Origin of the sequence: Streptomyces griseus (genome assembly GCF_900460065.1) — a bacterium.
Lineage (GTDB): Bacteria > Actinomycetota > Actinomycetes > Streptomycetales > Streptomycetaceae > Streptomyces > Streptomyces griseus.
The window spans coordinates 135,088-152,821 of the sequence record NZ_UAVD01000001.1 but is presented as its reverse complement, the minus strand read 5'-3'; the positions used below and the strand labels follow the sequence as shown (position 1 = coordinate 152,821).

The window sequence follows — 17,734 nt, the reverse complement described above, 5'->3', positions numbered from 1 at the left end:
GGCAACACAAAGGGCCCCCCACGCACCCGCCAGAGCCAACCTACCCTTGCTGCCTTCCGGCCCTGGGGGAGTTCAGTCAGATAGCGCCACGTGAGGGGCTGACGCCCACCTTAGCGGATCCCCACCCCCTCCGGTCCACCCGCCCGCCCCACCGAACGACGGCCGAACCACCCCTCACCCCCTCCCGGGACGATCTTCGGCGAACGTGTTCGCGAGCACCCTCCAACGTCTTGTATTGTTTGCGGCGGAGGATTCGCCTAGTGGCCTAGGGCGCACGCTTGGAAAGCGTGTTGGGGGCAACCCCTCACGAGTTCGAATCTCGTATCCTCCGCCATTGCTCTCACCGGGCAATACGTTGAAGGGCCCCACCGTTCGCGGTGGGGCCCTTCGACGTTGAGGGTTGCAGTTTGGGTTGCAGTTGCTTCGGCCAGGCCTCGACGGCTCACTGCACGCGCAAGAGCCCGGTCTGGTTCCTCTGCGACCACCTGAGCTCTTCTGGACAAGGTGCCACCCATGGGGGTCTCCGAGAAGACGCGCAAGATCGTGTGGGCTGAAGCCGGCGGGAGGTGTGCAATCTGCCGTGGGGAGGTGATCACCCCGGGGACGGACTGTGATGATCCGTCGGTCTTTGGCGAGGAGGCACACATCGTGGCTCGTTCCAAAGGCGGCCCGAGGGCGGAGGACCTGGGCGACGCCTCCAGAGACAGCCATACCAATCTGCTGCTGCTGTGCAGTAGGCACCACAAGCAGATAGATGACCAACCCACCCATTTCACGGTTGAGCGACTCCAGGAGATCAAGGAGCGGCATGCCGCTTGGGTCCGGCGCTCACTGGACGACAACACCTCAGGCGGCGTGAGGCTCGTTCCCGACCCGGCGTTCCCTCAGCCCAGGGCGTTGGCGCTGATCACGCGGGGCAACCCTCTATGGAACATGATCAAGGCGAGTCTGGCGTTCGAGTACGCCCTGCCGGACGATCTCCCTGACGACGAAGAGTCGTTGATCGTGGAGTTCCTGGACCTGCTCCGGGACTACCTCGACATCGCCCCGGAGCTTCACAGTGTGCGCGACAACCGAGACGCGGAGAAGACACTTGAGGGTTACGTCCGCGAGCTTGCCGAACAGGATTTCCTCGTGGGTGCCTACGTACGTCACCTGATCTATGTTGATGGTCGTGGCGATCCCCTGGCATGGCCCATGCTCCGCGTCGAGGTTCTGCCCACGTCAGTCGCCGTCGTCACGGATCAGGCCGGTCGGCCCTACACCACCGAGCAAGGAGAAGATCAGCCCGCCGAAAGGTAAGACGCCGGGGGGTGTCTACAGCCAGCTCGAAGAGGCCGGCCTGACTCAGATGCGTTCGGGCCAACCTCTTGCCCGGCTGAGACCAGGGCCGGTCCGCAGCAGGCGGCTCCTCAGGCAGCGGCCAAAGGAGCCCGCCGATCTTGTCGGCGGCGTCCGTGAGTACCCGGTTGGTGAGGTGCTGGTAGCGGCGGCGCATCCGGGCGGACTTGCCGGGCTCCCAGCCCATGATCGCGTCAACGACTGTGTCGGGAACGCCAAGGATCAGCAGGACGGTCGCAGCCGTGTGGCGGGCGTCGTGGAGGCGGCCCGCGCGCAGACCGGCCGCCTTGAGGAGGTCTTCCACTCGTGGTGGTCGGTGTTCGGGTTGAGGGGCTCGCCGGTCTCGCTCCTGTGCGCGTCGGTGCTGAAGCAGAAGCTGCACCAAGGGCTCGGGGTTGCCGATGGGCCGACGTCCGGCGCGGGACTTGGTGTCCTTCGTCTCACGGCGAATGTTGACCTTCTGAGGGCAGTAGCCGGGCTTGCGCCCGCAGTGGTTGCCGCAGCCGTGCTCGTACCGGGGCCGTAGACGGTTGCGGTGGACCGTCATGACCCGCAGTTCGAAGTCGACGTCCGTCCACTTGAGACCGAGGACCTCACCCTGACGCAGCCCCAGGGCAAGAGATACGACCCAGCGCGCCGGGTGCCCAGTCTTGTTTGCCAGGTCCAGAAGCTTGTGCACTTCGTCGACCGTGTAGGGCTCGACCTCTTCCTCTTCCAGTCGCGGCGCCTTGGCGACGGAGGCGGGGTTGACGGTGAGATGGCCTCGGCGCACTGCTTCGTTCAGAGCCGTGCGCACGGTCCAGGGTGCGCCGCCCAACAGCATGCCGCCCCACCGGCCCTCGCCCAGCTCGCCGCGCGTGCCCCGAGTCCCCAGGCACAGGATCGGCTCGCCGCAGCCGTCCGAGCCACAATCCCCGACCACGCGCATCGCATCCTCGCCGACCCGGCTTGGCCCGCGCTGTCCACTGCCCTCGCCCAAGCCGAGTCCGCCGGCAATCCGCCGCGCCGGGCCTTGGCCGACCTGTCAGAGCAACGGGAGCTCGACACCGCGGACCGACCGGCCGAAGTCCTGGTCTGGCGCTTGCGGACGGCCACCGCCGAGCGAGTCAGCCAGCGAGCTCGGAGCGCGGCAACCCGTAGTGCTCGCAACAACCGTCTGATGACGGAGACGGGCGCACCGTCCGTTCCGGCCGTTCAACTCCAGCCGACGGACGTGAAACGCCTGCGTCCAGGTCACTGACGTGCACTTCCCCGTCCCGAACTACGAAAGGCGCTCGTGAGGCGGATCTTCACGAGCGCCTTTACTCGTCAGCCGGATGGACTCGGGATCCGGCGGCCGGATGAGCTGGCGAGACCGGTTGCTGTGCTGCCCCGGCAGCCGTCAGGGAAAGGCATCACCGACTGGCCAAAGCTGAGGGAGGCCGAGGACATCCTGGATGGGGCAGGTTGGCATGTGCCTTTCGACCTGGGCGTCGGCGAGCTGTGCAGTAGCCCAGGAGGGCAGGACGGGGGCCGGAAGCGAGGCGGGATCCGAGCTGTGCCAAAGAACGGGGGTGTTCTTTGCCCAGGTCCACGGTGCTGGGTTGTCGACGGTGAGAACGCCGCTGACTTTTCCGTGGGCGTGATCATAGGTGGAGTTCCAATAGCCGTTGGATAGACGACCGACGACCGGAGTGCCGGTGTGGACATACTCGACCGAGGCCCCGTATAGCGCTGTCTCGACATCTCGGTTCTCAGGAAAGAAAGCCGCGTGGCCCACCGCCACGATGAATGGCATCCCCAAGTCACCATACCTGCCCCCCTTCTTCTTGACCGCGTCGAGCACCCGATCCGACCCGACATCGAGCCAGCTAATCGAGGGGTAAACCCCAATTGCCCTGGCTGCCGGGTCGTCTCGCTTTCCAGGACTTCGGGGTATCGCCTCGAATGACAGGCTCCAGTCGGCTTCCTGCCAGGTATGCCTTGGTAGTGGCACTTTACGCTCGCAGTCTGCGATGACTTGGTCGGGGTCCAGGCTGCTGAGCCACTGCGCCAAGCCGTTCTTCAACCGCTTCTGCGAAGGCGCTGCCGCACCCATCGCGTGAACGGAGTACGACAGGAAGAAGTTGGGACTGGGCACATTATCGATGGCGTCGATCAACGGGGGTGGGATTTGTTCACCCATGTCAGCCAGGCGCTGGGCCGACCAAATCGCCTCGACGACGAATCGTTCACCCTCTCGAATAACAAGGAAGTCGGGGTTCTTACCTGTAGTTCCGACACTATGCTCGATCGCCACCTTGCAGCCAGAGCCGATCAGCATTTCGTGCAGGTAGAGCTCCCACAACGCCGAGAAGACGTTCGTGCCAGAGTTACGGTCCAGCAGCCTACTACGCATGCCGGGGCGAGACTGGGCCGGAAGATGCGACCACCACTCATTGATCACATCCCTTACCTGATCCCAAAAAGGCCCGGCAATTCTCTCGAAGAACTCACTGTCCGGCTCCGCAGCTCGCTTTGGCGATGCATCCGTCCGGTTCCGGCTTACGTATACGGCCACTACACGGTCGCCTCTCCATCGGCCAATCCGAACTCACCGACAATGCTCGCCCCTGCCCGCAGCGATCACGAACTGTTAAAAAACGACGTCGTACGTGGGCGACTCTGGAGCGGAACTGCTCACGGGTGCAACCGCTTCACCATGACCGCGTAAACCGGGGAGTCGGCGAAGGGCTGCTGCTCGCCCGCCTTCTCGTAGCCCCACGTCTCGTACAGACCCTGAACCCTCGGATGCGTCACGTCGACCAGGAGCACCGCAAGGTCTTCACCGCGTTCCTTCAGCAGGGCCTCGTGGAGCCGCTCCGAGATCCCCTGCCCCCGCCACTGCGGGCGCACCATGACTTCGGAGACGGCGTAGGTCGCGGTGTAGCCGTTGTTCGGCGCGAACGCAGTGAAACGCCACCACTCACGGCCCGGCTGGAGCGGGGCGCCGTACGCGAAGCCGGTCGGCTCGTCGCCGTCGAAGGCGACGACGCAGGTGAAGCCGCCCATTCCTGACCAGTGATCGACGAACCACGGGAACCGCTGGTTGAACTCGTTGTCCATCGCATCGGCGTAGGCGTCAGCGTGCACGTCGATCAGCATCTGCTTGAAGCCCTCGGGGAGGCTTTCCTGTCCGTAGTGCCGCAGGTCGATCACCCTGGTCACGTTCGGCTCCATTCATCTCGCATGCGGTCTGCCCAGTCGCGGGCGTACGTCGTGGACGGCGCCAGCCGGAACAGGTCTCGGTGGAAGTCTCCGATCAGGGTGCGCATGCGCCCCGGCAGTGGAGCGCCCTCCATGATCGTGAAGACGGTGGCCGCGGTCGCCGTAGCCTGCTCGGGCTCGCCCTGGCGGAGTTGCGCCAGGGCGAGCTGGCAGGTGGCCAGCGCGCGGTTGCGCTGGAACTCCGCCGGGATCTTGGCCAGGGACCGGTGAGCCATCGCCTCGGCTTCGGCGGGCTCCCCGTTGTGGTTGAGGATGATCGCCGCGAGGTGGTTGAGTTCCGCCGGCCCGTAGAACGCGGTCCACCGAGGACGCTCGTCCTCGGCCGCCTTCCGGTAGTTCTCCTGCGCTGCGCCCAGGGACCGGCGAGCGGCTCGCAGGTCTCCCAGCGACGAGTGGGCGAGCGCGAGACGGACGCGGCCCATGGAGCCGAAGAACGGGTCTCTGCGGGCGGCTGGGGAGGCGTTGGCCGCCTGAGCTGCCGCGAGCTGTTCTGGCCAGTTCTTCCGCTGGTAGGCGAGCATGGCCATGTTGACCCATACGCGCATGGCCGTGGGCGGGTCCTGGGAGAGGCCGGCGAACGTGGACGACTCGTGCAGGTACGTCCGGGCCTTGTCCAGGTCACGTAGGTCGATGCACGACCAGGCGGCGACGGTGGTGAACTCGGCCGCGAGCGCGTACAGGGCACGGCGTACACGTTCACTGGCGTTCCGGTGCTGAAGCTCCAGCACTTTTGCGCGAGCTTCGAGGGCTGCGGTCGCCAGGGAGGCGTGCCCGCCTTGACGGTCGTCGGCCTCCACGAGCTGGTTCATGCCGGCCGATGCTCGGGCCACGTCCGACATGCCCACCGACCGACGTTGCTTGACCACGGGAACGACTGCGGCTGCCGTCCCGGTGGTGGAAGCGATGAAGTCGCGACGCCGCACGGGGCCCTCCGGGGGATGTTGCATTGAGCTGGGTGCGCTGAACCCTAAGTCCGCCACGGGGCAGCCGAACACACGCTCAAGTGCGGCGCAAGTGCGTCCGATTGGGCGTCGGCTTGATCCGTTGAGCAGGTTGCGCACCGTCCGGGAGGAGATATCGCCAGGCCGACCGGTGATCTCCTGTAGCGCTGCGTTCAGGCGTGCCGCCAACTCCTCCTGCGTCAGACCGAGTTGATCAAGTCGGTCCTGAAGAACGAGATTTCCTCCCATGCACCGAACGTAGCTCCACCGTCACGCTGACACCTAGAGCTCGGGTAATGGAAACGCAAAGTCTTCCGGTTGGTGGCGTTTACGGATCCGGGACTCTTCCTGTTGCGCTGCGCTCGTCGCTCGTTGACTGGTCATCGGTCGCCAAGCCGAGTTCGGTGCGGCGGCACGGAGGAAAGCCCGGTCCTGCCTTGCTTGTCCGCACCGGGAACCCCAGCCGGAGGGAAAGACCTCGTGACCATGACCGTCGCTCAACCGAATGCGGTCGGCTCCCCGGGTTACGCCGCAGAGGTGCCCTGCGTACGTGACTCCGTGGGCCTCGCCCGCGCTTTCATCTCCCAGGTACTGGCGGTCTGGGGCATGGACGACGACGTGACCGGCTGGGGAAAGATCATCGTCACTGAACTGCTGGCCAACGCCGTCGAGCACACCGAGACCCCGGTGTCGCGAATCCACATCGAGCGACCGAGCAACGGTGCCATCCGCATCGGAGTCTCCGACCGCTCGCACGACGCTCCTCATCTGAAAACGGCCGACCTGAACGCTGAGAGCGGCCGGGGTCTGAGTCTGGTCGCGGCGATGAGTTCGCAGTGGGGCTACGACATGCACTCGTGGGGCAAGGACACCTGGGCTGTGGTCGAGACTCCGGTGGGGAGAGAGCGGTGAGCACCGCAGTGGCTCCGAAACCTCCAGCCCAGGAGTGGACGCCACCGCTCGACGCGGACGGTTTACGGCTCGTGCTGGAGCGGTTCCGGGCGTGGGAACCCCTCGACATCGAGGAGGTCTTCGACGACCTCGACGCGGCGATCGGCAGTCAGCCGCCACCTGTTGCATCGGCTGTCGCCCTGCTCGGCCGCCTCCGCAGACACCTGAAGCAGCTCAGCGACATCACGGTGGCTGACGACAGCTTCCCGCCCAGTGCCGAGATGACCCGCCTTGTCGAGCGAGGAGTTCCTCTGCTGGAGGAGCCCACTCCGGCTGGCTATCGGCAGGCCGTCGGACTCGCCCGCCGTCTCGCCTTCGTGACCGCTGACCTGATCGAAGTGTTGATCGAGGCTCGCTACGTCAAGGAGATCGAGTGACGCACGCCCCTTGCCACACGCGAGCCACCCAGCGGGCTGGTCGAAACGAACCGGCCCGCCGGGCAGCCCTCCGCAGGCGTGGACCTCCCAGCTCGCCGTCCAGCGCGGCCCTGTCGGTCAGCCGACGAGAACCGAGCGCGCTCTCCCATGGGTTACCCGACCCATCCGGCACGCGACCGCCGGCCTGCTCCCCCATACGCACGACTGAAGGAAGTCCATGACGAACACGACCGTCGAGCCCGACGAAGCGACCCGTCTCCGGAACAAGGTGGTGGACGAGCTGCGCGCAGGCGGCGACATCTCCTCCTCGGAGATCGAAGCCGTCATGCGCAAGGTGCCTCGGCACGCGTTCATTCCCGACACCCCGCTGGACAAGGCGTACGACACGTACGCGGCAGTGATCACCAAGACGGACGAGCACGGTGTGCAGCTCAGCTCCGTCTCCGCCCCGCAGATCCAGGCGATGATGCTGGAGCAGGCCCAGGTGAAGCCCGGCATGCGCGTGTTGGAGATCGGTTCGGGCGGGCTGAACGCCGCCTACCTCGCCGAGCTCGTAGGCGAGCACGGCGAGGTCGTCACCGTGGACATCGATCCCGTAGTCACCGAGCGGGCGCACCGGCTCCTGAACGAGCACGGCTACGACCGGGTACGCGTCCTTACCGCCGACGCCGCCGAGCCCATTCCGGAGCTCGGCGAGGTCGACGTCGTCATGGTGACCGCCGGAGCCTGGGACATCGCTCCGGCGTGGACCGCGCAGCTCAAGCAGGGCGGTCGGCTTGTGGTGCCGCTGCGGATGCGTGGCCTGACCCGGTCGGTCGCCTTCACCCAGATCCCGGGCGAACACGGTCCCTACCTGGAGAGCGTGTCGGCGCTCATCTGCGGCTTCGTCCCGATGCAGGGCTCGACGGCCCACCGGGAAGAACTTCTTCTCGTCAACGGCACACCGGAGATCGGGCTGAAGTTCGACGACGGACTACCGGCCGACCCACACCGTCTGGACAACGTGGTCACGTACCCGCGCCACGAGCTGTGGACAGGCGTCGTCATCGGCCTCTCGGAACTCATCGACACCCTCCAGATGGCCATGGCCATCAGCCTGCCCGGCTTCTGCACGATGGCCGTCGACGAGGACCTGGACACGGGCCTGGTCGCCCCCGTGAACAGGCGGTTCGCCCTCGCCGCCGTCGAGGACGACACCTTCGCCTACCTCGTCACCCGCCGCACCGAGGACAACAAGCACATCGAGTACGGCGTGCACGCCCTCGGCCCGAACGCGGAGCAGTTCGCCGACCAGGTCGCCGACGTGCTTCGCGACTGGGAGGCCAGCCGGCGCGGGGGCCCCAGTCCGGTCATCCGGGTCTATCCGGCCAACACCTCTGATGACCAAATCCCGGCCGACCGGGTCATCGACAAGGTGCACAGCCGGGTCTCGCTCTCCTGGCCCTCGGCGTAACGCCGGAAGCCAGGTTGTTCCACACCATCCGGACACCAAGAAGAAAGGCACGAACATGACGAGCGCCACTCTGGCCCCTCCCGCCCCGCTGGCGGGCCTGGACGACGACTTCGCACCCCTGGACGTGAAGGTCGTCATCGCCGAGCACGCGTACGGCAAGCTCATGTGCTCCACGGGCGACGGCTGCGGCACCACCTGCGCGACCGGCGCCTCCGCCTGCGGCTCCTTCACGGAGGACCCGGCCTGATCCAGGCCGTTCCCTGCCGGTGGGCCGAGCGAATCGCTCCGCTCGGCCCACCGGCTCCTCACCCGCCCCGCCAGACGGAGGGCCCCATGGTTACCCGAGCAGTCGCCGACTACCGATGGCAGGGCGCCGCCATGCTGCGCGCCACCACCAGCACTGGGCCAGCAGACATCCCCCGTACCCTCGACCTGGACAACGTGGCCGTCACTCGCGAGTGGCTGAACCGCGTCTGGGAATGCGATGGCTTCCGCAACGCGCTGGAGCTGGCCACCCCCGTCCTGTCCGACGCCATCGAAGCAGTCGTCCAAGGCCGGCAGTCCGAGCCCCGTCACGTCCGCCGCACCGCGGTATCGACGGTCTCCTACCTCTTGCGGTGGCAACACCGGCCGACCCCGCTGGGCCTGTTCGCTGGCACCGCTCCGGTGACGGTCGGGCCCAGGGCAAGCGCGCGGTGGCGCGACAAGCACCGCGTGCTGATCCGGCCGGACTCCGAATGGGTCACCGATATGGTCCTCCGGCTCCAGCGCATCCCCGCGTTACTGGCGCGGCTCCCGCTCGTCGCCAACAACGCCGCCCGCACGCGGGGCGATCGGCTCGTGGCGCCGGGCCCACCCTCCGACGGGCACGCCGTCCTGCTGGCCCCGGTCGAGATATCCGTCCGCAACGCCCGGCCGGTGGCCGCCGTCATGGACGCCGCCCGCTCGCCCATCCCTTACGGCGCCTTGTACGGCCACCTGCGCGACAGCTTCCCCCAGGCCACACCGGAGCAGATCGACGCGCTTCTCACCAGCCTGGTCGAGCAGCAGTTCCTCATCACCAGCCTGTGGGCACCCATGACCACCGTGGACCCCCTCCAGCACCTGTGCCACGAACTGGAACAGCACGACGCAGACAACATCCCTGACGTGCGGGACCTGGTCCACGAGCTGTACGCACTACGCGACGAGGTATCCGCCCACCAGCCGACACTCTCCGACATCAGCGTGAGCGCCCTCGCCACGCGGATGCGCGCCCTCACCGCCGTCACCCCGACACCGTTGCTCATTGACACCGCCCTCGACTGCGAGACCCAGCTCCCGCAAACCGTGATCGCGGAAGCGCAGGCAGCCGTGTCAGCCCTCTACCGCACCACCCCACAGCCCTACGGCTATCAGCACTGGCGCGACTACCACCGCCGGTTCCGGGCCCGGTATGGCGTCGGCGCCCTGGTGCCGGTGATGGACTTAGTCGCCGACAACGGCCTCGGGCTGCCCGCCGGATACGTCGGCTCCGAACGCGGAGCCTCCCTGAAAGTGCGCACCGACCGCGACGAGCTGCTGCTCTCGCTGATGCAGCAAGTCCTCCTCGACGGCCGCGACGAACTGCGGCTGACAGACGACATGGTCCACGCCCTGGAGAAGGCCGCCGGAACGGACGAGCGGCTGTTCGTGCCCCGAGTGGAGGCCGCCTTCGAGATCCACGCCCCCAGCACCCGGGCGCTGTCCAGCGGCACGTTCGACCTCCTGCTCACGGCGGTGCCCCGCCCCGGCAGCAGCATGGCGGGCCGGTTCGCCCACGTCCTGCCGCCTGCGCACCAAAACGCCCTCGCCACCAGCTATCGCGGGGCACCGGACCGCCTCGCGGCGCAGCTCGTGTTCCCACCGCGTCGGCACCGCAACGAGAACGTCACCCGCACATCGCGACTGCTGCCGCACATCATTGAGCTGTCCGGCCACCTGGAGCGCGACGAGACGACGATCCGGCTCGCCGACATCGCCGTCACCGCTGACCCTCGCAGTTTCCATCTCGTGCAGCTCTCCACCGGCCGGCCCATCGACGTGCGGGTCCTGCACGCCTTGGAAGGCGGAACCCAGACCCCGCCGCTGGCCCGGTTCCTGGCAGAGGTGGCCAACGGACGGTACGCCGCATACAAGCCGTTCGACTTCGGCGCCGGTTCTCGGCTCCCGTACCTCCCCCGGGTCCGCTACCGCCGCGCCATCCTCACGCAGGCCCGATGGCTACTGATGGCGCATGACCTGCCCGCCCGGAAAGCCCCGAGGCAGGAGTGGGAGGACGCCTTCACTGCCTGGCGGAACCGGCTGCGGGTCCCGAGGCAGGTCGCCGTCATCGAGTACGACCAGCGCCTCCCGCTCGACCTGTCCCACCCGGTCCACCTCCGGGTCCTGCGCGCCCACCTCGACAACGCCCGGCGCGTGGAGCTGCGCGAGGTACCGGACGCAGACGCCCACGGCTGGATCGGACGGGCACACGAGATCTGGCTCTCGCTGGGCCGTTCCGAGCCGGACACCCCGTACGTGCCCCGGCTGAGCTCCACTACGTCGCCGGGCACCGAGCGGCACCTGCCGGGCGGCGGCAACGTTCTTCACGCACAGCTCCACGCCCACCCGCGCCGCTACGACGAGATCCTGAGTCACCACCTGCCCCGCCTGCTCGCCGCGTTCGGGGAGGACCCGCCGACTTGGTGGTTCACCCGGCACCGGGAGATGGCCCGGCCGGACGCCGACCAGCACCTCGGCCTCACCCTGCTCCTGCCGCCGGACTCGTGCGAAGTCGGCGCACGGCACGTCCGCGCGTGGGCCGACAGCCTGCACACGATGGGGCTCGCGTCCGGACTCGCCCTGGCCCCGTACCAGCCGCAGACCGGACGCTTCGGCCACGGGCCGGCCATGAACGCCGCGCACCAGGTGTTCGCCGCGGACTCCGCCGCCGCCCTTGCGCAGATCCAACTCGCCGAGCGCACCGATGCCTTCGCCCCACAGGCCCTCGCCGCCGCCAGCGCCCTGCACCTCGTCACTCCCCTGGCACCGAACGCTGCGGCGGCCGAAGAGTGGCTGGTGGGCAACCTCCCCCAGGGCACCGGCCGGTTGGACCGGGCCCTGCGCGGCCAGGTGCTCGAACTCACCGGGCCGAACGGTGCCTCTGCGCTCGCGTCCCTCCCCGGGGGCAGGCAGGTCGCCGAAGCGTGGCGAGCCCGCGCCGCCGCAGTGGACTTCTACCGGACCGCATTGGTCAGTGAACGTCATCCGCTCGACGTCGCCCGCTCGCTGCTGCACCAGCACCACGTCCGAGCTCTTGGCGTCGATCCGCGCACCGAGGAGACGACGATCCGACTCGTGCGAACAGCCGCCCTCCAGCACCGGATGGCGGACCGATGACCACGCTGGCAACCACCGCCGCAACAATCTTGGAGCAGTACACAGCTGATCTGGCTGAGCCTCCTCCCCCGCCCCCGGAGGAGCCCTGGGCGGTGCAGTCGCTCGCCGACGGCGCTGCCGGAATCAGCCTGCTGCACATCGAGATCGCCAGCGGGTACGGCGGCTCCTGGCGTTCCGCGCACCGGTGGATCACGAGTGCAGCCTCCGGACCCATCAGCGCGGCCGACCAGACGGGCCTGTTCCTCGGCGTCCCGGCCGTCGGCTTCGTCCTCACCGCCGTTCCTCCGGCCTACCGGCATCTGTACGCCTCGGCGCGCACGACCCTGCACCAGCACATCACCGATCTCGCCCACCGCCGCGTGGACGCCGCGCTCGCCCGCATCGGCAGGGGAGACCTGCCGACCTTCGCGGAGTACGACCTCTTCTACGGCCTCACCGGGATCGGCGCCTACCTCCTGCGCACCGAGCCCGAGGGCCCAGCCCTGGAGAGGATCTTGCAGTACCTCGTCGCCCTTACCCGGCCGCTCGCCGCTGACGGGCGCGGGCTGCCCGGCTGGTGGGTCCGCCATGACCCAGCGCGCGGCGAGTCGCCCCACTTCCCGGGCGGGCACGGCAACTTCGGCGCGGCCCACGGCATCACAGGCCCGCTCCTCCTCCTAGCCCAGGCCATGCGCCGAGGCGTCACCGTCGATGGCCACCAGGACGCCATGTTCACCATCTGCGCCCACCTCGACGCCTGGTGTCAGCACGGCGATTCCGGCCCGTGGTGGCCAGAGCACATCTCCCGGCGCGACCTCGACCGCGGTCAGCCTCATCACGACGCCCCCGCCCGTCCGAGCTGGTGCTACGGCACAACAGGCATCGCACGGGCAGGGCAGCTCGCGGGGATCGCCCTGCGCTCACCCACGCTCCAGAAGTTCTACGAGGACGCTCTGTACCGGACATTGTCCGATCCCGCGCAACTCGCCCTGGTCACCGACAGCGGTCTCTGCCATGGATGGGCGGGCATCTACCAGACCGCTCACCGCGCAGCCGCAGACGCGCTCGACGTACGGCTGCGCATCCTCCCGGCCCGTCTCGGTCACGCCCTCACCGCCTACGGCCAGCCCGGCACCTCCTCGACTCCCGGCCTGATCAACGGCGCGGCCGGCACCGCACTCGCCCTCACCACGTTCGCCTCGAAGCAGGCACCGAGCACTGGATGGGACACATGTCTCTTGATCAACTGACTCAGGCAAATGAGCCGAGCCCGACGCAGCACGCCGTCCTCGCCGTCCTGACCGGCCTGCCGCTCCGCGACGCAGCGCGCCAGTACCGGATGGACCTCGTGGTCCTCTCCGACGCAGTCGCGGTCTACGACCAAGCCGGCCGGGAAGCCCTGGTCCGCCACGCGGCCACCACCGACTGGTGGCAGACGTACCTTCACTTCACGGACTGGTCGAACGCCGACAGCACCTTCGCCGCGCATGTCCTGCCCATCCTGCGCGAGGCGGAAGCCTCCGACGCGATCGACGGCTGGTGGTACACCAGAAAGCACCCCTGCTGGCGGCTGCGTCTCCGGATCCAGCCCGTGAGCGGCGCCAAGCTGACCATCGAGGAAGGCTTCGACCGCCTCGTAGCCGACGGACACCTTCAGCGCTGGTGGCCCGGCATCTACGAGCCGGAGACGCCGGCGTTCGGCGGAAAAACCAGCATGACGGCCGCGCACGCCCTGTTCGTCACCGACAGCCGAGAAATCCAGCAGTTGCGCCTGCGCGACGATCTCGCCATCGGACCGAGGGAGTTGTCCGTCCTGCTGTGCACCATCATGATGCGTGCCGCACGGTTGGAGTGGTATGAGCAGGGCGATGTCTGGGACCGCGTCATCATGACGGAGCACCGCTCGGCCGTCAGTGACGTTCCGCCGGAACGGCTCAACGCCCGAGCCCGCGAGATCCGCCCCCTCCTTCTCGCCGACAGTGACGCCCTGCTGCGCCCCGGGGGCCCGCTGGAACCCGTCGCCGAGTGGGTCGCAGCATTCCACAGCGCCGGCCGGACCCTCGCCGACGGCGTCCAAGCTGGAACACTCAACCGCGGGCTGCGACAGGTGATCAGCTACCACGTGATCTTCCACTGGAACCGGCTCGGACTATCCGTGCGCGGGCAGAGCATCCTGGCCTGGGCAGCCAGGGCGGCAATCCTGGACGGCTAGAACCCTAAGGAGAGCCGAGGTGCGGGACGCCAGGAAAACATCGCATATCCATGGATAAAAACGGGCCCTCGCAGAAGCCGCACCTATCGCACCACAAAACCCGAGAGAACGAAACCGCAATGGATCGTCCGCGCATGCAATTCATCACGCGCCACGACCGGAAAGAACCCTTTCATGAAGTCCCGGAAATTGACCTGCCGGAAACCCAAAAGCGATACTTCAGACGCCGACCTACGATTCAGCCCAATCATCGATGGCCGCCGAAGTTTGCACCAGAACCATTTCGATCATATCAACCAAATCGCCAAAGTCACGACAATCCGGATAGTAGGCTGATGCCAAATTGAAAACAGGGGAAGCCAAATCCACCTTTGACAGATCAAGACGTCGATCAAGGTTGTAGTGCATCAAGGTATTGCGGAACGGCCTGGCACTTCGATCCATGACCGCCCGCGCAGCGGGCGCGTCGAGAATTCCCTGTAGAGCTCGGTCTGATCGAGACGTGAGCGAGTACTCGGAATCGGATCGCAGAACTTCCAAACTAGCGAGAACCTGATAGACAGTCAAGAACTTGATCTTAAATTCCGTGTAATCAACCACCCCCTCGGAGCCCGAAGAAGAAAGGGCCGTGCTGGCGAAATTCACCATACAGCGAAATACCGTCAGAAGCGCATTGAGGTCCAAATTTTCAGGCGAATCAAAAACGTTTGCATAATAGGCAGTCGAATGTACATCATTTCCAACCTCGCCCATTTTCCGTGGGTCCATTCGACTAAAGAAAGTCGCCCCGCCTTCGACCGGGACCTGAGCACCCAAATAGCCAAAGTACCGACCGTACTGCTCGGAAAAGTTCATCATCTCTTGGCCGGTCATCGCCAGAGTCTCGCGCGGCGAGATCCCTAGGTGAAAATTCGCGACGTGGCTTGTGGACACTAGTCGCGAAGCATAAAAGAACAAGCCGAGATCGGTCTCGAGATGCCGGAAATCTGACGAGACATTACCGGTAAAGTAGTTCGCATGGGCCGTAAATATTTCGTCGCGAAAATACTCCAACTGCCCAGGAATTCGACGTTTCGTGTCCTCGAAAAGTTTCAGGCTGTGACGAGATCGAGCCACGATCGCTTGGAAATCCCCCGACAAAAGGCCCGCCAATGCGGGATCAATCGAGGCTAGCTTCGCATACGACTCATGAACAAATAGTGCAATATATGGCATTACGCAGAAAGAAGCAACGCCGATGCACTCGTCAAGCTCATTATTCTCGAAATCGGCAGCAAGTCGCCCCACCCAGGCTGCATCGTTTGCTATGCCTTGATGGATTACTTTATCCCGAATATCCACAGATCTCTTTTTAGTCACGACGGCTGTCTCAGCCAGCCTCTCTTATCCTTTGGTCTCACTGGCCATCGAGGTCGGCAGTGAGACATCTAGCGGTGGGGGCCCTTGCAGGGTCTCAACTAGTCTCAGTCGAAACTCTTCTAGAGGCCGCGGCCTTATCGCTGGCCCTGCGCCCGCACTGGCGAGCAGCGCGTTTGTAAGATCCTGTGTCTTGCGGAAGAGGTTGAGTTCACCTGCCAGGGCACCTAGCGCCTTTTTAGGATCAACCAGGAGGAACCGGTCGCGCTCCCAACGTTCGCGTACTCGCTCGGACACCTCCCGATGGATCGCATCTACAGCATCGCTTCGCGCATTCATAGCGTGTGCCGCAGCCGTATATTGCTCTTTGAGACCTCGGATGCCGTCCCTCTTGTCCGCACGCGGCATCGGGAAACGGTTGGCCAGTTCGCCCGCGAGCATGTCGGAGACAACATCGTCCGCTAGTGGATCTACTGCGGCGCGGAGCAGAGTTTCAGCCTCGTCGAGCGAGGTCGGGCGGCCGAGAGATCCAAGCACCGCTGCGACAAGGCCAGGATCCAGAAGCATGCTCTCCAGAGCCCGGCGGGGCCATACATGGAGATTGGGATAGTCGCGCTGGTAATTCCGAACTTGGGTGTCGCTCATCAGGTCGCGGTCGATGAGACACACCCATGGCAGTGAACTCAGGTCGTCAGCAAGCATTCGGTGACGGGCAAGCACCTGTCCGGAGCTACCTGCCTTGATCACATGCACGTTCTCCAGTTCCTCGGGGAACAGACGCCCCAGATAGTTTTCGTCCCTGTCACCCTCCACGACCAGGCGTCCACCCTTGAGGAGCAGGTCTGCCTCGGCAAGGCCCATATCGGCGACCACACCCGCCAATGAGGAGACGCTTGCGACTCGTCGGGCCTGTTCAGCGGCTTCGCCACCGACCATTTGGTAGATCTGCGACGGATGTGCAGCAGCGACGATCTTGACCGAGTGGGTGACAATCATCGTCTGAGTTCGGTGGGCAAGGGCTCCAACTGCACGCAGAAACGCCATCTGCAGGGCTGGATGCAGGTGCAGTTCGGGCTCATCGAGGAGCAGCACGCTCCCGTCGTGCGCAGATTGATGTAGTGCGCACAACAGCCCCAGAAGGCCAGCCTCCCCACTGGACAACTCGCTGACGGGGTGCCGGCCATCCGCCGTTGCAACTTCGATGAGAGTAGTTCCGAGGCCGCTGATCGGTTGCGGGCGTAGCAACCTCTTGCCCGTTGCCTCGCGGAATGTCTCTCCCAATTGCTCGTAGGCGTCATCGCGCCACCCGCTGTCCCGGGCTTTTACCAGCGAGCAGTAGTCCAGGGTCGTGAGACGGAGCGTCAAGCCCTCGGCAGTAGGTGGACCACCTGCAAGCCTGGAGGGCGGAACATCGGCGCTACTAAGCGGAGCACTGGCTCCTACCCGACCGTTTTCAGCAGCACCGAGCAAAGTGATGTCCGGGAAGCTGTTACTGGCTCTGAAGACGGGGTCGAATACCGTGGCAACCACAGAGGAGTCCGCGAAAGAAACATTCCCTGTTTTGTCCACTACCGCAGTCCGACGGAACCGGTCCCTACGCTCGGCATTCTTGCCAAACACCGATAGATGATGCAGGTTTACACGATGGAACTCTTCGTCGCTAAGCGTGAAGTGCAGCTCAATTCCGGCCTTGTCCTTGCCCAGTCGTACCAGCTCTGGGCGCGGCTCCAGCCCTCGCGTGCGCGTGATCAAGTGCAAGGCTTGGAGCATCGCAGTCTTACCACTGGCGTTCCGCCCGGTAATTAGCGTATACGGCTGTTTGTCCAACTCCGTCAGCTTCGCGTGACGGATCGCCTTGAAGTCGGTTATCACGATCTCGGAGATACGCACGAGGGCCTCAATGATGCACTGGGAGGAGCAGTTGGTGCCGCTCTCTAGAGGAGGAGGGCTATGCAAACCGGACGATACCGCAACGCAGTTGGGTCACTCTAACGAATAGACGGCCATCCAGCAGGGCGGTTCCAGTGTGGTGTATGACGTCCAGCATGTGTCTGGTCGCCGGAGTTCGAAAGTTCGTCGGCCAAGACGTCATCGAGGGCTGCGCACAGCACCGGGGAGACTGCAGGTTCCGCCCGGAAGGGCGACCTCCTCTGAGGAGCGTTCTTGGTGGCACCCACACCCGCTGAGGGTTGCACTTCGGGTTGCATTCATGGCGGTTCAGGCGAGTCCATCCGAGCGACTCGACACGACGGGTCCCCAGGTCAGAACGCCTGCGAACCCGTCCGGACCTCCACACGAACATTTGGAAAGCGTGTTGGGCGGCAACCCCTCACGAGTTCGAATCTCGTATCCTCCGCCATTGCTCTCACCGGGCAATACGTTGAAGGGCCCCACCGTTCGCGGTGGGGCCCTTCGACGTTGGCCGAGCGGGCGTCGTCCTGGTCTTCGTCCTCGGGCGGTGGCGCGGTGCGGCGATACG

General features: G+C 65.7%; 14 protein-coding genes, 1 tRNA gene and 1 other RNA gene. 9 read left to right on the top strand and 7 right to left on the bottom strand.

Annotated elements, in window-relative coordinates; all coding sequences use genetic code 11:
* Positions 1 to 6: 6 nt before the first annotated feature.
* Positions 7 to 103: signal recognition particle sRNA small type (gene ffs, locus DTB53_RS00595), an RNA gene on the bottom strand.
* 143 nt (positions 104 to 246) lie between these two features.
* On the opposite strand from ffs, the gene DTB53_RS00590 reads away from it, so the two are divergent.
* A tRNA-Ser gene (locus tag DTB53_RS00590) sits at positions 247 to 334 on the top strand.
* A 179-nt stretch (positions 335 to 513) separates the two neighbouring features.
* Complete coding sequence (locus tag DTB53_RS00585; RefSeq protein WP_042496778.1) at positions 514 to 1,302, top strand: HNH endonuclease; 789 nt, start codon at positions 514 to 516, stop codon at positions 1,300 to 1,302.
* On the opposite strand, the gene DTB53_RS00580 is transcribed toward DTB53_RS00585, so the two are convergent.
* The 4 genes from DTB53_RS00580 to DTB53_RS00565 form a co-directional block, all read right to left on the bottom strand.
* Positions 1,238 to 2,269, bottom strand: a complete 1,032-nt coding sequence (locus DTB53_RS00580; RefSeq protein WP_012380195.1) for a site-specific integrase — start codon at positions 2,267 to 2,269, stop codon at positions 1,238 to 1,240. The genes DTB53_RS00585 and DTB53_RS00580 overlap by 65 nt on opposite strands.
* A 453-nt stretch (positions 2,270 to 2,722) precedes the next feature.
* Complete coding sequence (locus tag DTB53_RS00575) at positions 2,723 to 3,880, bottom strand: hypothetical protein (RefSeq protein ID WP_012380193.1); 1,158 nt, start codon at positions 3,878 to 3,880, stop codon at positions 2,723 to 2,725.
* Positions 3,881 to 3,999: 119 nt separating this feature from the next.
* On the bottom strand, positions 4,000 to 4,527 hold the full coding sequence (locus DTB53_RS00570) for a GNAT family N-acetyltransferase (protein WP_012380192.1): 528 nt from the start codon (positions 4,525 to 4,527) through the stop codon (positions 4,000 to 4,002).
* Positions 4,524 to 5,777: a helix-turn-helix domain-containing protein gene (locus DTB53_RS00565; protein WP_012380191.1), complete on the bottom strand. Its 1,254-nt coding sequence runs from the start codon at positions 5,775 to 5,777 to the stop codon at positions 4,524 to 4,526. The genes DTB53_RS00570 and DTB53_RS00565 overlap by 4 nt, the downstream gene beginning before the upstream one ends.
* Positions 5,778 to 6,014: 237 nt before the next feature.
* Between DTB53_RS00565 and DTB53_RS00560 the strand changes: the two genes are divergently transcribed.
* The 7 genes from DTB53_RS00560 to DTB53_RS00530 all read left to right on the top strand — a co-directional run bounded on the left by DTB53_RS00560 (position 6,015) and on the right by DTB53_RS00530 (position 13,899).
* A complete protein-coding gene (locus DTB53_RS00560; RefSeq protein ID WP_012380190.1) occupies positions 6,015 to 6,440 on the top strand; it encodes an ATP-binding protein in 426 nt (141 codons plus the stop codon).
* Positions 6,437 to 6,856: a DUF6415 family natural product biosynthesis protein gene (locus DTB53_RS00555; RefSeq protein WP_012380189.1), complete on the top strand. Its 420-nt coding sequence runs from the start codon at positions 6,437 to 6,439 to the stop codon at positions 6,854 to 6,856. The genes DTB53_RS00560 and DTB53_RS00555 overlap by 4 nt, the downstream gene beginning before the upstream one ends.
* Positions 6,857 to 7,073: 217 nt before the next feature.
* Positions 7,074 to 8,309: a methyltransferase, FxLD system gene (gene fxlM, locus DTB53_RS00550; protein ID WP_012380188.1), complete on the top strand. Its 1,236-nt coding sequence runs from the start codon at positions 7,074 to 7,076 to the stop codon at positions 8,307 to 8,309.
* Between the two features lie 55 nt (positions 8,310 to 8,364).
* Positions 8,365 to 8,556, top strand: coding sequence for an FxLD family lanthipeptide (locus DTB53_RS00545; RefSeq protein WP_012380187.1), 192 nt, complete (start codon positions 8,365 to 8,367; stop codon positions 8,554 to 8,556).
* Positions 8,557 to 8,642: 86 nt separating this feature from the next.
* Positions 8,643 to 11,708, top strand: a complete 3,066-nt coding sequence (locus DTB53_RS00540; protein WP_012380186.1) for a lantibiotic dehydratase — start codon at positions 8,643 to 8,645, stop codon at positions 11,706 to 11,708.
* The gene (locus DTB53_RS00535; RefSeq protein ID WP_012380185.1) at positions 11,705 to 12,937 is read left to right on the top strand and encodes a lanthionine synthetase C family protein; all 1,233 of its coding nucleotides are present in this window, start codon (positions 11,705 to 11,707) and stop codon (positions 12,935 to 12,937) included. Before DTB53_RS00540 ends, DTB53_RS00535 begins: the two co-directional genes overlap by 4 nt.
* Complete coding sequence (locus tag DTB53_RS00530) at positions 12,919 to 13,899, top strand: thiopeptide-type bacteriocin biosynthesis protein (RefSeq protein WP_042496772.1); 981 nt, start codon at positions 12,919 to 12,921, stop codon at positions 13,897 to 13,899. The genes DTB53_RS00535 and DTB53_RS00530 overlap by 19 nt, the downstream gene beginning before the upstream one ends.
* A gap of 231 nt (positions 13,900 to 14,130) precedes the next feature.
* Here the strand turns inward: DTB53_RS00530 and DTB53_RS36655 are convergent, their stop codons facing one another.
* Together DTB53_RS36655 and DTB53_RS00525 are read right to left on the bottom strand one after the other, a co-directional pair.
* Positions 14,131 to 15,240: a hypothetical protein gene (locus DTB53_RS36655; protein WP_141727120.1), complete on the bottom strand. Its 1,110-nt coding sequence runs from the start codon at positions 15,238 to 15,240 to the stop codon at positions 14,131 to 14,133.
* 42 nt (positions 15,241 to 15,282) lie between these two features.
* Positions 15,283 to 17,145 (bottom strand): ATP-dependent nuclease, encoded by a 1,863-nt coding sequence (locus DTB53_RS00525; RefSeq protein WP_078562759.1) that lies wholly within the window; start codon positions 17,143 to 17,145, stop codon positions 15,283 to 15,285.
* Between the last annotated feature and the right edge of the window lie 589 nt (positions 17,146 to 17,734).

Bases quoted from the DNA above. Each gene is read 5' to 3' on its own strand.
- DTB53_RS00585 (WP_042496778.1), top strand. From the start codon at position 514: ATGGGGGTCTCCGAGAAGACGCGCAAGATCGTGTGGGCTGAAGCCGGC.
- DTB53_RS00540 (WP_012380186.1), top strand. From the start codon at position 8,643: ATGGTTACCCGAGCAGTCGCCGACTACCGATGGCAGGGCGCCGCCATG.
- DTB53_RS00580 (WP_012380195.1), bottom strand. From the start codon at position 2,269: ATGCGCGTGGTCGGGGATTGTGGCTCGGACGGCTGCGGCGAGCCGATC.
- DTB53_RS00560 (WP_012380190.1), top strand. From the start codon at position 6,015: ATGACCGTCGCTCAACCGAATGCGGTCGGCTCCCCGGGTTACGCCGCA.
- DTB53_RS00530 (WP_042496772.1), top strand. From the start codon at position 12,919: ATGTCTCTTGATCAACTGACTCAGGCAAATGAGCCGAGCCCGACGCAG.
- DTB53_RS00535 (WP_012380185.1), top strand. From the start codon at position 11,705: ATGACCACGCTGGCAACCACCGCCGCAACAATCTTGGAGCAGTACACA.
- fxlM (WP_012380188.1), top strand. From the start codon at position 7,074: ATGACGAACACGACCGTCGAGCCCGACGAAGCGACCCGTCTCCGGAAC.
- DTB53_RS00565 (WP_012380191.1), bottom strand. From the start codon at position 5,777: ATGGGAGGAAATCTCGTTCTTCAGGACCGACTTGATCAACTCGGTCTG.
- DTB53_RS00545 (WP_012380187.1), top strand. From the start codon at position 8,365: ATGACGAGCGCCACTCTGGCCCCTCCCGCCCCGCTGGCGGGCCTGGAC.